At 67.4% G+C, this 14,059-nt stretch carries 13 protein-coding genes; 8 read left to right on the top strand and 5 right to left on the bottom strand.

Features of this window, described 5'->3' with window-relative positions:
* The first annotated feature begins 109 nt into the window (after positions 1-109).
* The 6 genes from gcl to ypfJ all read left to right on the top strand — a co-directional run bounded on the left by gcl (position 110) and on the right by ypfJ (position 7,896).
* Entirely contained in the window at positions 110-1,894 is a 1,785-nt protein-coding gene (gcl, locus tag AC3G88_RS17270; protein WP_400392470.1) for a glyoxylate carboligase, read from the top strand.
* Between the two features lie 110 nt (positions 1,895-2,004).
* The gene (gene hyi, locus AC3G88_RS17265; protein WP_153946379.1) at positions 2,005-2,784 is read left to right on the top strand and encodes a hydroxypyruvate isomerase; all 780 of its coding nucleotides are present in this window, start codon (positions 2,005-2,007) and stop codon (positions 2,782-2,784) included.
* Between the two features lie 179 nt (positions 2,785-2,963).
* Positions 2,964-3,887 carry a 2-hydroxy-3-oxopropionate reductase gene (locus AC3G88_RS17260; protein WP_488893639.1) on the top strand — a complete coding sequence of 308 codons (924 nt, stop codon included), beginning with the start codon at positions 2,964-2,966 and terminating at the stop codon, positions 3,885-3,887.
* 75 nt (positions 3,888-3,962) lie between these two features.
* On the top strand, positions 3,963-5,285 hold the full coding sequence (locus tag AC3G88_RS17255) for a glycerate kinase type-2 family protein (RefSeq protein ID WP_488771787.1): 1,323 nt from the start codon (positions 3,963-3,965) through the stop codon (positions 5,283-5,285).
* Positions 5,286-5,329: 44 nt separating this feature from the next.
* Positions 5,330-6,796: a pyruvate kinase gene (pyk, locus tag AC3G88_RS17250; RefSeq protein WP_153946376.1), complete on the top strand. Its 1,467-nt coding sequence runs from the start codon at positions 5,330-5,332 to the stop codon at positions 6,794-6,796.
* Positions 6,797-7,020: 224 nt separating this feature from the next.
* The gene (gene ypfJ, locus AC3G88_RS17245; protein WP_400395965.1) at positions 7,021-7,896 is read left to right on the top strand and encodes a KPN_02809 family neutral zinc metallopeptidase; all 876 of its coding nucleotides are present in this window, start codon (positions 7,021-7,023) and stop codon (positions 7,894-7,896) included.
* Between the two features lie 197 nt (positions 7,897-8,093).
* On the opposite strand, the gene AC3G88_RS17240 is transcribed toward ypfJ, so the two are convergent.
* The 3 genes from AC3G88_RS17240 to AC3G88_RS17230 all read right to left on the bottom strand — a co-directional run bounded on the left by AC3G88_RS17240 (position 8,094) and on the right by AC3G88_RS17230 (position 10,051).
* Entirely contained in the window at positions 8,094-8,432 is a 339-nt protein-coding gene (locus tag AC3G88_RS17240) for a hypothetical protein (RefSeq protein ID WP_488771784.1), read from the bottom strand.
* A gap of 315 nt (positions 8,433-8,747) precedes the next feature.
* Positions 8,748-9,161 (bottom strand): nucleoside diphosphate kinase regulator, encoded by a 414-nt coding sequence (gene rnk / locus AC3G88_RS17235; RefSeq protein ID WP_153946373.1) that lies wholly within the window; start codon positions 9,159-9,161, stop codon positions 8,748-8,750.
* 446 nt (positions 9,162-9,607) lie between these two features.
* Positions 9,608-10,051 (bottom strand): Cd(II)/Pb(II)-responsive transcriptional regulator, encoded by a 444-nt coding sequence (locus AC3G88_RS17230; protein WP_400395969.1) that lies wholly within the window; start codon positions 10,049-10,051, stop codon positions 9,608-9,610.
* A 190-nt stretch (positions 10,052-10,241) separates the two neighbouring features.
* Between AC3G88_RS17230 and AC3G88_RS17225 the strand changes: the two genes are divergently transcribed.
* Positions 10,242-10,622, top strand: a complete 381-nt coding sequence (locus AC3G88_RS17225) for a hypothetical protein (RefSeq protein ID WP_488893638.1) — start codon at positions 10,242-10,244, stop codon at positions 10,620-10,622.
* Between the two features lie 115 nt (positions 10,623-10,737).
* Positions 10,738-11,616, top strand: a complete 879-nt coding sequence (gene htpX / locus AC3G88_RS17220) for a protease HtpX (protein WP_488893637.1) — start codon at positions 10,738-10,740, stop codon at positions 11,614-11,616.
* 32 nt (positions 11,617-11,648) lie between these two features.
* Here htpX and AC3G88_RS17215 read toward each other — a convergent pair whose 3' ends face one another.
* Positions 11,649-12,677, bottom strand: coding sequence for a GlxA family transcriptional regulator (locus AC3G88_RS17215; RefSeq protein WP_488893636.1), 1,029 nt, complete (start codon positions 12,675-12,677; stop codon positions 11,649-11,651).
* Positions 12,678-12,739: 62 nt separating this feature from the next.
* A complete protein-coding gene (locus AC3G88_RS17210; RefSeq protein WP_488893635.1) occupies positions 12,740-13,945 on the bottom strand; it encodes an MFS transporter in 1,206 nt (401 codons plus the stop codon).
* Between the last annotated feature and the right edge of the window lie 114 nt (positions 13,946-14,059).

The raw sequence follows: 14,059 nt of genomic DNA, 5'->3' as shown, positions 1-14,059 counted from the left end.
GTATCGAATCAACTGATCGCCCTTCTGTTTATCCGCCCCCCTCCGCGGGCATAAAGTCAACGCCAGAACGAAATCCCAACCATTGTTTTTGAGCGTACTGGAGAGAGACATGCCGAAGATGAGAGCAGTCGACGCGGCCATTGCCGTGCTGGAAAAGGAAGGCATCACCACCGCGTTCGGCGTGCCCGGCGCCGCCATCAACCCGTTCTACTCGGCCATGCGCAAGGCAGGGTCGATCCGCCACCTGCTGGCCCGCCACGTGGAAGGCGCCTCGCACATGGCCGAAGGCTACACCCGTGCCGAACCCGGCAACATCGGCGTCTGCGTCGGCACGTCGGGCCCCGCCGGCACCGACATGATCACGGGCCTGTACTCGGCCTGGGCCGATTCGATCCCCATCCTCTGCATCACGGGTCAGGCGCCGCGCGCCCGCCTGTACAAGGAAGACTTCCAGGCCGTCGATATCGAATCGATCGCCAAGCCGGTGACCAAGTGGGCCGTCACCGTGCGTGAACCGGCGCTGGTGCCGCAGGTGTTCCAGCAGGCGTTCCACCTGATGCGCTCGGGCCGCCCGGGTCCGGTGCTGATCGACCTGCCGTTCGACGTGCAGGTGGCCGAGATCGAATTCGATCCGGAAACGTACCAGCCGCTGCAGCCGTACAAGCCGGCCGCCTCGCGCGCCCAGATCGAGAAAGCCATCTCGATGCTGAACCAGGCCGAGCGTCCGCTGATCGTCTGCGGGGGTGGCGTGATCAACGCCAACGCCGACGAACTGCTGGTCGAGTTTGCCGAACTGGTCAACGTGCCGGTCGTGCCGACCCTGATGGGCTGGGGCGTGCTGGCCGACGACCACCCGCTGCAGGCCGGCATGGTGGGCCTGCAGACGTCGCACCGCTATGGCAATGCCACGCTGCTGGCATCGGACTTCGTGATGGGCATCGGCAACCGCTGGGCCAACCGCCACACCGGCAGCGTCGATGTGTACACGAAGGGCCGCAAGTTCGTGCACGTCGATATCGAGCCCACCCAGATCGGCCGCGTGTTCGGCCCGGACCTCGGCATCGTGTCCGACGCAAAGGCCGCACTGGAGCTGTTCGTGGAAGTGGCGCGCGAAATGAAGATGGCCGGCCGCCTGCCATGCCGCAAGGCCTGGGTGGCCGACGTGCAGAAGCGCCGCCGCACCATGAAGCGCAAGAGCGACTTCGACAACGTGCCGGTCAAGCCGCAGCGCGTGTACCGCGAGATGAACCAGTACTTCCCGCGCGACGTGCGCTACGTGACCACGATCGGCCTGTCGCAGATCGCCGCCGCGCAGTTCCTGTCGGTGAACCAGCCGCGCCACTGGATCAACTGCGGCCAAGCCGGCCCGCTGGGCTGGACCATTCCGGCCGCCATCGGCGTGAAGACCGCGTCGCCGAACTCGGACATCGTGGCCATCTCCGGCGACTACGACTTCCAGTTCATGATCGAGGAACTGGCCGTGGCCGCCCAGTTCAAGGTGCCGTACATCCACGTGGTGGTGAACAACTCGTACCTGGGCCTGATCCGCCAGGCGCAGCGCAACTTCGAGATGGACTACTGCGTGCAGCTGGCCTTCGACAACGTCAACGCGCCCGAACTGGAAGGCTACGGCGTGGACCACGTCAAGGTCGTGGAAGGCCTGGGCTGCAAGGCGATCCGCGTGTTCAAGCCCGAGGACATCGCCCCGGCCTTTGCCGAAGCGCGCGACCTGATGGCCGAGTTTTCGGTGCCGGTCGTCGTGGAGGTGATCCTGGAGCGCGTGACCAACATCGCGATGGGCACCGAGATCGACAACATCAACGAGTTCGAGCCGATCGAAGACCTGGAAGACGCGGAAGAAGCGATCCTGGCCGAAGAGACCGTCACCGCGTAAGTCCCGGGCAACACGCCGCAGGCACCAGCCGTTTCAGCAGTACGCCCACCGCCCCGCTCCACCGGGGCGGCCGGGCCACCGTTTTTCCCAACACCGAGAGAGACATCACAATGCCAAAGCTCGCAGCCAACCTGACGATGCTGTTCAACGAAGTGGGCTTCCTGGACCGCTTCGAGGCCGCCGCCCGCGCCGGATTCCGTGGCGTGGAGTTCCTGTTCCCGTACGCGTTCCACGCCGACCAGATCGCCGACCGCCTGAGCCGCTTCCAGCTGGACCTGGTGCTGCACAACCTGCCGGCCGGCAAGTGGGATGCCGGCGAGCGCGGCATCGCCTGCCACCCCGACCGCGTGGGCGAGTTCCAGGACGGCGTGGGCGAAGCCATCAAGTACGCCAAGGTGCTGGGCGTGCGGCAGCTGAACTGCCTGGTGGGCATCCTGCCGCAGAACGTCAAGCGCGAGCAGGCCAACGAGACGCTGGTCGAGAACCTGCGCTTTGCCGCCAACGCGCTGGCCAGGGAGCAGATCGACCTGCTGGTCGAGCCGATCAACACGTTCGACATTCCCGGCTTCTTCCTGTCGCGCACGCAGCAGGCCATCGACCTGATCGGCCAGGTCAACGCGCCCAACCTCTACGTGCAGTACGACATCTATCACATGCAGCGCATGGAGGGCGAGATCGCCAACACGATCCGCGCCAACCTGCCGAAGATCCGCCACGTGCAGCTGGCCGACAACCCGGGCCGCAACGAACCGGGCACCGGCGAACTGAACTACCCCTACCTGTTCCGCTTCCTCGACGAGATCGGCTACCAGGGCTGGATCGGCTGCGAGTACAAGCCGAAGACCACTACCGAAGCCGGCCTGGGCTGGCGCGCCGCGCACGGCGTCTGAAGTACGGAAAGTCCGCTCCCCTCTCCCGCTTTGCGGGAGAGGGCGGGGGGAGAGGGCATAGAGGCTCTACGAAGCGAATTCGGTGTTCCTGGCGCCGAACCCTCTCCCCCAACCCCTCTCCCGCTTGCGGGAGAGGGGAGCAAAGACCTACAGAATTTTTTTACTTACTGGAGACAAACATGGCAAACCAACGCAACGTCGGCTTTATCGGCCTGGGCATCATGGGCGCGCCCATGGCGGGCCATCTGCGCGCCGCCGGCCACACACTGTTCGTGCATGACGTGAACCCGGCCCCGCAGGCCCTGGTCGATGCCGGCGTCACCGTCTGCACCAGCGCCGAGGAAGTGGCCAAGCGTGCCGACATCGTGATCGTCATGGTGCCGGACACCCCGCACGTGGAAGCCGTGCTATTCGCCGAAAAGGGCATCGCCGCCGCGTTCAAGGCCGCCGGCAAGGAAGCCACCTACGGCAAGATCGTGGTCGACATGAGCTCGATTTCGCCCATCGCCACCAAGGACTTTGCCGCGCGCATCAACAAGCTCGGCGCTTCGTACCTGGACGCCCCCGTGTCGGGCGGCGAAGTGGGTGCCAAGGCTGCCTCGCTGACGATCATGGTGGGCGGCCCGTCGGAAGCGTTCGACCAGGTCAAGCCGCTGTTCGAGCTGATGGGCAAGAACATCACGCTGGTGGGCGGCAACGGCGACGGCCAGACCACCAAGGTGGCCAACCAGATCATCGTGGCGCTGAACATCCAGGCCGTGTCCGAGGCCCTGCTGTTCGCCTCCAAGGCCGGCGCCGATCCGGCCAAGGTGCGCCAGGCGTTGATGGGCGGCTTTGCGGCATCGCGGATTCTTGAAGTTCATGGCGAGCGCATGGTCAAGCGTACGTTCGATCCGGGCTTCCGCATCGAACTGCACCAGAAGGACCTGAACCTGGCCCTGCAGGGTGCCAAGACGCTGGGCGTGTCGCTGCCGAACACGTCGGCCGCGCAGGAGCTGTTCAATGCGTGCGCCGCCAATGGCTACGGCAAGCTCGACCACTCGGCGCTGTGCCGTGCGATCGAGATCATGTCGAATCACGAAATCGCCAAAGCCGCGAAGTAAATGCAATAGCAGTATTGCAATCGCCTTCGCGTGAAGGCGGTTGCATCGTTTTTCCCAAGATTCCTCAGGATTCGCATGTTCGCCACCGACGCCAACGCCGCCCTGCTTTCGCCCCAGCGGCAGACCGACTATCGCAACCCTGCCCAGGCCCGCGCGTTGCTGCGCGACCTGTTCGATACGGCAGTGGCCGCCGTGAGTGCCAGCCACTGCCTGCCGCCCCACCTGCCGCCACCGCCGAAGGGCCGCACCGTGGTGATCGGCGCGGGCAAGGCCGCAGCGGCGATGGCGCAGACGGTGGACGCGCACTGGCAAGGCGACCTGTCGGGGCTGGTGGTGACGCGCTACGACCATGGCGCCGATTGCCACCGTATCGAAGTGGTCGAGGCCGCCCATCCGGTGCCCGATGCAGCGGGCCAGCAGGCCGCGCAGCGCATGGTGGAACTGGTGCAGGGCCTGACAGCCGATGACCTCGTACTTTGCCTAATTTCTGGTGGCGGCTCGGCACTGCTGGCCGCGCCCGCGCCCGGCATCACGCTGGCCGACAAGCAGGCCGTGAACAAGGCGCTGCTGCGTAGCGGCGCCAGCATCGGCGAGATGAACTGCGTGCGCAAGCACCTGTCCGCGCTCAAGGGCGGACGCCTGGCCCTGGCCTGCGCACCGGCCCGTGTGGAGACGCTGCTGATTTCCGATATTCCCGGCGACGATCCGACGCTGATCGCCAGCGGCCCGACGCTGCCCGACGCCACCACGTGCGCCGACGCGCTGGCGGTCATTGCCAAGTACGACATCGACGTGCCGGCCAACGTGCGTGCGCACCTGGAGTCCGGCGCCGGTGAAACGCCCAAGCCCGGCGATGCCCGCTTCGCCGGGCACCGCAGCGTCACGCTGGCCAGCGCGCAGCAGTCGCTGGAAGCGGCCGCCGCCCGTGCCCGCGAACTGGGCCTGACCGCGCACATCCTGTCGGACAGCATCGAGGGCGAGGCCCGCGACGTGGCCGAAGTGCATGCCGCCATCGCGCGCCAGATCGTCGCGCATGGGCAGCCGTTCCAGAAGCCGTGCGTGATCCTGTCCGGCGGCGAGACCACGGTCACCGTGCGCGGCAACGGCCGGGGCGGCCGCAACGCGGAGTTCCTGCTGTCGCTGGCGGTGGCACTCGACGGCCTGCCCGGTGTGCACGCGATGGCGGCCGACACCGACGGCATCGACGGTTCCGAGGACAACGCCGGTGCGCTGCTGGGCCCCGACACGCTGACGCGTGCCGCGTCGCGTGGCCTGTCGGCCCGCGCGCACCTGGACAACAACGACGGCTACGGCTTCTTTGCCGGACTCGACGATCTGGTCGTCACCGGCCCCACCCGTACCAACGTCAACGATTTCCGCGCGATCCTGATCGTTTGAGATCGCGAGCTGCAGCATAAAAGAGGATGGAGAAGGAGACTTTCATGAGACGCCAGCGCAAAGCCAAGATCGTGGCCACCCTGGGCCCGGCCAGCTCGGACATCGCGGTGATCCGCCAGCTGTTCGATGCCGGAGCCGACGTGTTCCGCCTGAACTTCAGCCACGGCACGCACGATGACCACCGGGCCCGCTACGACGCCGTGCGGCAGGTGGAGGCCGAGACGGGCCGCCCCATCGCGATCCTGGCCGACCTGCAGGGCCCCAAGCTGCGCATCGGCACCTTTGCCGTGGGCAAGGTGGCCGTGCGCGCCGGCGACACGTTCGTGCTGGACAGCGACCCCACGCCCGGCGACGCGACGCGCGTCTACCTGCCGCACCCGGAGCTGTTCAAGGCGGCCAGCGAGGGCCAGTCGCTGCTGATCGACGATGGCAAGGTGCGCCTGAACATCGAGGCGGTGTCCAGCGGCAGCATCACGACGCGGGTGGCCAACAACGGCACGCTGTCCGACCGCAAGGGCGTGAACGTGCCCGACGCCGTGATCCCGATTCCCGCGCTCACCGACAAGGACCGCCGCGATCTGGCATTTGCGCTGGAACTGGGCGCCGACTGGATCGCGCTGTCGTTCGTGCAACGGCCGTCGGACATCGTCGAGGCGCGCGAGATCATCGGCACGCGTGCCGGCGTGCTGTCGAAGATCGAGAAGCCGGCCGCGCTGCAGCAGCTCGACGAGATCGTGCGCGTGTCCGATTCCGTCATGGTGGCCCGTGGCGACCTGGGCGTGGAACTGCCGCCCGAGCGCGTGCCCGGCGTGCAGAAGCGCATCCTGCGCATCTGCCGCCAGCTGGGCAAGCCCGTGGTGATCGCCACGCAGATGCTGGAGTCGATGATCGATTCGCCGGTGCCCACGCGCGCCGAAGCGTCGGACGTGGCCAGCGCCATCTACGACGGCGCCGATGCGGTGATGCTGTCGGCCGAGTCGGCCAACGGCCGCCATCCGGTGCCGGCCGTGTCGATGATGGACCGCATCATCACCGAGGTGGAGCGCGATCCGCTCTACCGCAACATGATCGACGCCCAGCACGAGGTGCCGCTTTCCACGCGCCAGGATGCGATCTGCGCCGCGCTGCGCGAGGTCACGCAAATCATCGGCGCCAAGGCCACGGTGACGTACACGTCGTCGGGCGCCACCGCGCTGCGCGCCGCCCGCGAGCGGCCGTGCGCGCCGATCGTCAGCATCACGCCGAACCTGGATATCGCTCGCCGGCTGGCCATCACCTGGGGCGTGCATTCGACGGTGAGCCCGGACGTGCAGAGCGTGGACGAGATGGTCGAAGCCGCGGCCCGCGCCGCGCTGGTGGAAGGCTATGCCGCACCGGGCGACCAGATCACGATTGCGGCCGGCATGCCGTTCGGCCAGGGCGGCACGACCAACCTGCTGCGCGTGGCCGAGGTCGGCACGGAGGTGGCCGCGCTGGATATCAGCAAGGCGCCCGCCACGGCCACCGCCTGACGAAGGCTCCACACATCGCCGGTTTCCCTTGCGTCGGACGGGCTGACCCCCCGTTCACCCGCCGCCCGCGCCAATCCTCAGCCCGATTGGCGTGGGCGGCGCTCTTTTTTACGCATCGCGATGCGCGCGGGGCATCCTTGCGTGTGTGCCTGGGGGGCACCGGAGCCGGTGGCATAGCCGTTGCTATACTCCATTGGCATAACAGACCCCCGGAGCGTAACAACATGCGTCTCGATGACGAAGCCGAAAGCCAGAATGTGGAAGACCGCCGTGGTGGAGGTGGCGGATTCGGCATCGGCGGCAAATCGATCGGCATCGGCACGATCATCGTCGCGCTGGCCGCGTCGTACTTCTTCGGCATCGACCCCAGGCTGATCCTGCAGGGCGGCTCGGCGCTGCAGCAGCAACAGCAGGAGGCACCGCAATCGCAGTCGCACCGGCCGCCGGCCACCGACCAGCTTTCGGTGTTCACGCGCAAGGTGCTGGGCAGTACCGAGCGCACGTGGGAACACATCTTCGAGACCGACCTGAACCGCCGCTATGCGCCGCCGACGCTGGTGATGTTCACAGGCGCCACGCCTACTGCCTGCGGCACGGGCCAGTCGGCCATGGGGCCGTTCTATTGCCCCGCCGACCAGAAGGTCTATATCGACCTGTCGTTCTATAACGAACTGCGCCAGCGGTTTGGCGCGGGCGGCGACTTCGCCCAGGCCTACGTGATTGCCCACGAAGTTGGCCATCACGTACAGAATCTGCTCGGCGTGTCGAACAAAGTGGACGCCGCACGGCGTCGCATGAACGAGGCGCAGGCCAATCAGCTGTCGGTGCGCATGGAACTGCAGGCCGACTGCCTGGCCGGCGTGTGGGCCGCCACGGCGGGCAAGCTCAACCAGCAGCTGATCGAGCCCGGCGATATCGAACAGGGTCTGAAAGCCGCGGCCGCCATCGGCGACGACCGCCTGCAGAAGCAGTCGCAGGGCTATGTGGTGCCCGAGGCGTTCACGCACGGCACCAGCGAACAACGCGTGCGCTGGCTGCGCCAGGGCCTGACGACCGGCGACATCCGCAAGTGCGACACCTTCGCGCAGCGGCAACTCTGACGGTACTTCGGAAAAATCAGGAAAGAACTACGGGAAGAAATGCGACAACGGCGGCGGGCGGGGGAAAAATCACCTGCGCGACTTCAGAGAGAAGGAGGAGGTCGGCCGCGCAGGTGGGAGAGAAACCGGAAATCAGAATCGGCGGCCCGGAGGTGACCCGGGGCCGCCGATTTGCGTTCTGGCGGGCTGGCCGGTCATCAGACCTTGTAGCCGTACAGATCGCCGTTGCGCGAGTTGTCCAGCGCGGAGGCGGAAATCTCGCCGCTGAAGCTGCGCGCGCCTTCGCCGAAGCTGTCGAACTTGCCCTGGCGGGCGCCGTCCGTGTAGCTGTCGAACTTGCGTTGGCCGTCGGTGAAGAAATCGTACTTGCCGATCTTCGAGCCTTCACTGTACGTGTCGAACTTGCCTTGGCGCGCGGCATCGGCATACACGTCGAACTTTCCGACCTTCTTGGTCGTGGCGGGCGCGGCAAAAGCGGCCGACGCCGCCAACGTGGCAAGCACAAGAGCGCCGCCAAGGATACGTTTGGCGTTCATCTGGGACTCCTTCAACTGATTCACAACTTTTTTATGGATACAGCTGACTACTGCCCGGACGCGCCATCTGTGTAGCGATGCGAGCACGGACTGAAGGTTAGTGGCTAGCACTTCCACGAGAAACACCGCTGCGACGAATGGTGCGTTGCTCGCCGTGAAACGCCGGGTCTGTGGATGAACGGTAGGGGTCGGCGACCGGATGGCGGCCAGGAGGGGTATTCCGCAGTACGGAACTGGCCACCTACCGTGCGGTACGCGCGCGGGCAGGCGGCGCGCGCCGCGGGACGTCTGGCGTCACGCAGCGCGGGCGTGGGTTCAGAGCGTGTACTGGCCGCTGGCCTCGGGTTGGAACGCGATGCTGACAATGGTCACGCGCTGCGCGCCGCCGTTAGGCAGGCGATAGTCCACGGTCTTGCCGGCGCGGGCGCCGAGCAGGGCCTGGCCGATTGGCGACAGCACCGACAGGCGGCCCGCCGCCAGGTCGGCGTCGTCGGGATAAGCCAGTGTCCACTCACGCGGCGCGGCTTCACCTTCCAGCGTGCAGACGACGCGCGAATTCATCGTCACGACATCCTTGGGAATGGCATCGGGCGACACGATGGCCGCGCGGGCCAGCAGGTCGTCGAGCATCTCGTCCAGTTCGGCCGTGCCGGCACGGCTGGCGATGCCCTCCAGGCGGGTCACGTCGAGTTCGGTCAGGTAGAGGGTCGGGTTCTTGGTCTTTGCCATGGCAGTGCCTCTCGCAAAAGCGGCGGCCGCGCGTCGGGATGAAACCCGGCGCTGGCGGCAGCCGTGGAAATGTCGGTCGGGCCGGCGCGCAACAGGCGCCAGCGGCGTTACAGCGGATTCGCGTGGTGGCTCGGGCCCGGTTCGGCACCGGACCCTTGCTGCTCAGGAGTGGGGTCGGTCAGGCCGGGAACCGGGCAGGATCAAGCGGGGCGTTGATCCGGCGGGTGGCGGTGATGGGCTGTGCCACCATGCGCGCGCGCGCCGGTCGCATGGTGCGAACCAGGACAAGGGCGGCGGACGGAAGGTGGCGAGACATCGTAGGAAATTTCTGAGAAAAAGAGCGTCTCTGGGACGCGAACGGCCATGCTAGCACAGCCATGGCGACATGGCCGATGAGAAACATCCCTGCTCTGGCGGGGATGGGTTCGCGTGGACTGCCAGGCAGTTCAGTGCCGCGCAGGCGCCGGATGACACTCGCAGCCGGCCCCTTCGGCCGCTTGCTGCAGGTTCTGGAGGATGCCGCACTCGCTGGCCGGATGCGGGTGCGGGTTCTCGCAGGTATGGCGCAGCGTCCGGAGCTGCGCCTCCAGTGCCTCAAGCGCCACACGTTGCGCGTGGATCTGCTCGATCTGGCGATCCAGCAACGTGTTGATATCGTCACAGGCGAGCGACGGATTGCGCTGGAAGTCGCGCAGCCGGCGAACATCGGCCAGGCTCATGCCCAGCGAGCGGCAATGGCGCACAAAATTCAGCTGCACCAGATGACCATCGCCATAGCGGCGGTAGCCATTGTCTTCGCGCTGCGGGGCATCGAGCAGCCCTTCGCGTTCGTAATACCGGATGGTTTCCACGTCGCAGCCGCTATGGCGCGACAGTTCGCCGATGCGCATGGCTTAAATCTCCGAACTGGGATCGATGATCCACCCTGTAGCCATTACAGGGTTTCCCATAGTGTAGACCTGTCGCGCCGGGCTTGCAGTGCCGGGCCGCGCCGGCGCGGCAAATCGGGTGCCCTGCGGCCGGCGCGCCATCCTGTAGAATCAACGCCATCGTTTCCTGTCTCGCGCGTCACCCGCCCCCGTGCATCCGCTTCGCCTCCTGATGATGATCGTGCTGCTTGCCTTCCTGCCGCTGCAGGCCTGGGCCGGCATTGGCATGTCCACGGCAGGCCCCGGCATGCAGGCGCCGTACGCAGCCGTCATGGCGCCAGGCAACGTGGCGGTAGCCGCCGACCCGGCTGAGGCTTCCCAGCCATCTGCCACACCGGTTTCGTCCGATTCCTCGCTGCCTGCCGATAGTGCGGAGCCGACGCCACCCGGCGCCGACTTTGCCGAACAGCTGCTGCCCGCGCCGCTGCCGCGCGTGGTGACATCGGCGGCGCGCGGCGCCGTGCCGCGCTACGCGGCCGGCCCGTTGCCCGATCCCGACCTGCCCCGGCTGCCGCGCCCGCCGCGCGGCTGATCCCGCTTTCGCGCGGCCGACATGTGCCGCGCCGACCCTTGTCGCGTGGCACGCCCGATGCGTGCCGTGCGCGCCTGCGGCCTGTCCGCGTCCTTACCTGCACTGCCCCACAACCATGAAACGCATCTTCCTGTTCCTGGCGACCAACATCGCCGTCATGCTCGTCCTCAGCATCACCGCCAGCCTGCTGGGCGTGAACCGCTTCCTGACGTCCAACGGCCTGAACCTTGGCATGCTGCTGGCCTTTGCCGCGCTGATGGGCTTTGGCGGCTCGTTCATCTCGCTGCTGATGTCCAAGACCATCGCCAAGTGGTCCACCGGTGCCCAGGTCATCACCCATCCGAGCACCAGCACCGAGCTCTGGCTGGTACAGACCGTCCAGAAGCTGGCCACGCGCGCCGGCCTGCCGATGCCCGAGGTGGCCATCTACGAAGGCGAGCCCAACGCCTTTGCCACGGGCGCGTCGAAGAACAGTTCGCTGGTGGCCGTATCCACGGGCCTGTTGCAATCGATGTCGCATGACGAGGTGGAGGCCGTGCTGGCGCACGAAGTGGCCCACATCGCCAATGGCGACATGGTCACGCTGACGCTGATCCAGGGCGTGGTGAACACGTTCGTGATCTTCATGGCGCGCGTGGTCGGCTACTTTGTCGACTCGTGGCTGCGCCGCAATGACGAGGAGTCCAGCGGCCCCGGCATCGGCTACATGATCACGGTGGTGGTCTGCGAGATCGTGTTCGGCATCCTGGCGAGCATCATCGTGGCGGCCTTCTCGCGGCATCGCGAGTACCGCGCCGACGCCGGCGCGGCGGGCCTGATGGGCACGCCCGTGCCGATGGTCGGCGCGCTGCGCCGCCTGGGCGGCCTGGACGCCGACGGCCTGCCGCAGAACATGCAGGCCATGGGCATTTCGGGCGGCAAGTCGTGGCTGGCGCTGTTCTCCAGCCATCCGCCGATCGAATCGCGTATCGCCGCGCTGCAGAACGCCCGCTGATGCGGGTACGGCCGGCGGCGTGGCCCGTACCGCTACGCCGCCAGCCCGTCTTCCCCCGCCGCCGCGTCAGACCGGAACGCCGCCCGGTAGCGTTCGGGCGTGGTCTGCACATGGCGCAGGAACGCCTGCCGCATGACATCGGCGTTGCCGAACCCCGTGGCGTGGGCGATCGCTTCCAGCCGGCGGTCACTGCCTTCCAGCAGCCGCCGCACGGCTTCCACGCGCAGCCGCTCCACATAGCGCGCTGGCGTTTCTCCTACCTGCTTGACGAAAACCCGGGCAAAGTTGCGGGGGCTCATGGCCGCCTGCTCGGCCAGCACGCCCACCGACAGGTCGCGGCCGAGGTTGTCGGCGATCCACGTCTGCAGCGCGCGCAGCTCCGGGCTTTGCGCGGCCTGCGCGCGCAGCACGGTGGAAAACTGCGCCTGGCTGCCGGGGCGACGCAGGAACATCACCAGTTCGCGCGCCACTTCCAGCGACACCGCGTGGCCCAGGTCTTCCTCGACCAGCGCCAGCGACAAGTCCATGCCTGCCGTGACGCCGGCCGACGTGTAGAAGCGTCCGGCGCGAATCCAGATCGGATCGGCATCGACGGTCAGTTCGGGGTGACGCTGCGCCAGCCGTTCGGCATGGCGCCAATGCGTGGTCACGCGCTGGCCGTCGAGCAGGCCGGTGCGGCACAGCGCGAAGGCGCCCGTGCACACGGCACCCATGCGCCGCACCGTGCCGGCCTGCTCGCGCAGCCAGCCGATCAGCCGCGCGTCATCGGCCGCGGCGCGCGAGCCCGCGCCGCCTGAGATCAGCAGCGTATCGATGGGCTTGCCGATCCGCCCGGCGATCCGGTGGTACGGCGCCTCGGCCAGCAGCCGCAGCCCGCATTCGGTATGCACGATGGCATCGTCGCTGACACTGGCCACGTGCACCTCGTACGCCGGCTGGTCGCGGCCGCACAGCTTGTTGGCCGTGCTGAAGACTGCCGTGGGCCCCGTAACGTCAAGTTCCTGCGACGGATCTGGCGCGACGATCACCACCACGCGCGGCGGGTCTGGGACGAGATGCATGATGGGTTGCGGGATGGATGAGTGACGGGCTGGCGCTCACGTTGCCACTTGCGTTGCCACGATCATACTGCCGCGGCCACCGCCGCCGCCCGTTCCCGGCGCTGCCACGCCAGCGTCACCGCCAGCGCAATGCCCAGCGCGGGCAGCACCGCCAGGTTCACGCCCTGCCAGCCCCAGACGGTCAGCACCTGACCCGCCGCAAGCGTGGCCGCCGCCGTCAGCACGGCCGACGAAAACTCGCTGGCCGACTGCGTGCGCGCCCGTTCGCTAGGCCGGTAGCTGCCAGCCAGCAGCGTCGTGCCGCCCACCGACATAAAATTCCAGCCCATGCCCAGGCACAGCAGCGCCACGTAGAACGCCACCAGCGACGTCGAGCACAGCGCCACCACCGCGGCCAGCGCGGACAGCGCGATGCCGGCCACCAGCATCACCGGGTTGCCGAACCGCTGCAGCAGCCACCCCGAGAAGAATGACGGTGCGTACATGCCCACCAGGTGCCATTCGATGATCTGCGCGCCCTGCGCGATCGTGTGGTTGCAGGCGATGGCGGCAATGGGCGTGGCCGTCATCACGAACATCATCACCGCGTTGCCGATGCCGTTATTGGCAAACGACGCCAGGAAAACCGGCTGCCGGACGATCTCGCCCAGCGGGCGCGCGGGCCGGGCGTCGGCAGCGGCGGCGGCCAGCGCGGCCGGCGATTCGCGGTACGCCAGCATCAGCAGCATCACGGTCAGCGCCCCGAAGGCCGCCACCACGGCGTAGGAGCCGGCAAACGGCGTCGGCATCATCATGTCGGCACTCCACGCGGCGATGGCCGGGCCGCACACGGCGGCCACCACACCGCCGGTGAGCACCACCGAGATCACGCGCGGCTTTTCCGGCAACGGTGCGGCGTCGGCGGCGGCCAGCCGGTAGAAGCGGGCAAACGACTGGAATACGCCAACCAGGGCCGTACCGGCACAGAACAGCCAGAAGTCATGGTGCCAGATTGCCGCCACCGACACCCATCCGCCCAGCATGCAGGCCACGCCGCCCAGGCAGAACGCGAAGCGGCGTCCGAATCGTTCGATCACGAATGGCACGCCCAGGGCCGTGGCCGCGCCCGCCACCGTAATCAGCGCGAACGGCAGCGTGGCCAGCGCCTTGGCTGGCGCGAGCGTGTAGCCGACCAGCCCGGTCAGCGTCAGGTCGACAGATATGGCGGACGTGAACAGCGCCTGGCACAGCGCCAGCACGCGCGCCTGGCGCATCGCGGGGGAAGCCATCGGGGGTCTCCGGATTCTGGAATGGGGATGGATTCCAGCGTACGGGCCCGGCCGGGCGGCCGACTGACAATGTTCAGCGGAATCCTGCCAAAGCCGGCAGGCTGTCCGGCAGAC

Source organism: Cupriavidus sp. 86D6 (genome assembly GCF_057815095.1).
Note: the sequence above shows the minus strand (reverse complement) of the source record. Positions and strands in the feature narration are given on the sequence as shown.

Coding starts and splice junctions, on each gene's coding strand:
- gcl (WP_400392470.1), top strand. CDS start 110: ATGCCGAAGATGAGAGCAGTCGACGCGGCCATTGCCGTGCTGGAAAAG.
- hyi (WP_153946379.1), top strand. CDS start 2,005: ATGCCAAAGCTCGCAGCCAACCTGACGATGCTGTTCAACGAAGTGGGC.
- AC3G88_RS17260 (WP_488893639.1), top strand. CDS start 2,964: ATGGCAAACCAACGCAACGTCGGCTTTATCGGCCTGGGCATCATGGGC.
- AC3G88_RS17255 (WP_488771787.1), top strand. CDS start 3,963: ATGTTCGCCACCGACGCCAACGCCGCCCTGCTTTCGCCCCAGCGGCAG.
- pyk (WP_153946376.1), top strand. CDS start 5,330: ATGAGACGCCAGCGCAAAGCCAAGATCGTGGCCACCCTGGGCCCGGCC.
- ypfJ (WP_400395965.1), top strand. CDS start 7,021: ATGCGTCTCGATGACGAAGCCGAAAGCCAGAATGTGGAAGACCGCCGT.
- AC3G88_RS17240 (WP_488771784.1), bottom strand. CDS start 8,432: ATGAACGCCAAACGTATCCTTGGCGGCGCTCTTGTGCTTGCCACGTTG.
- rnk (WP_153946373.1), bottom strand. CDS start 9,161: ATGGCAAAGACCAAGAACCCGACCCTCTACCTGACCGAACTCGACGTG.
- AC3G88_RS17230 (WP_400395969.1), bottom strand. CDS start 10,051: ATGCGCATCGGCGAACTGTCGCGCCATAGCGGCTGCGACGTGGAAACC.
- htpX (WP_488893637.1), top strand. CDS start 10,738: ATGAAACGCATCTTCCTGTTCCTGGCGACCAACATCGCCGTCATGCTC.
- AC3G88_RS17215 (WP_488893636.1), bottom strand. CDS start 12,677: ATGCATCTCGTCCCAGACCCGCCGCGCGTGGTGGTGATCGTCGCGCCA.
- AC3G88_RS17210 (WP_488893635.1), bottom strand. CDS start 13,945: ATGGCTTCCCCCGCGATGCGCCAGGCGCGCGTGCTGGCGCTGTGCCAG.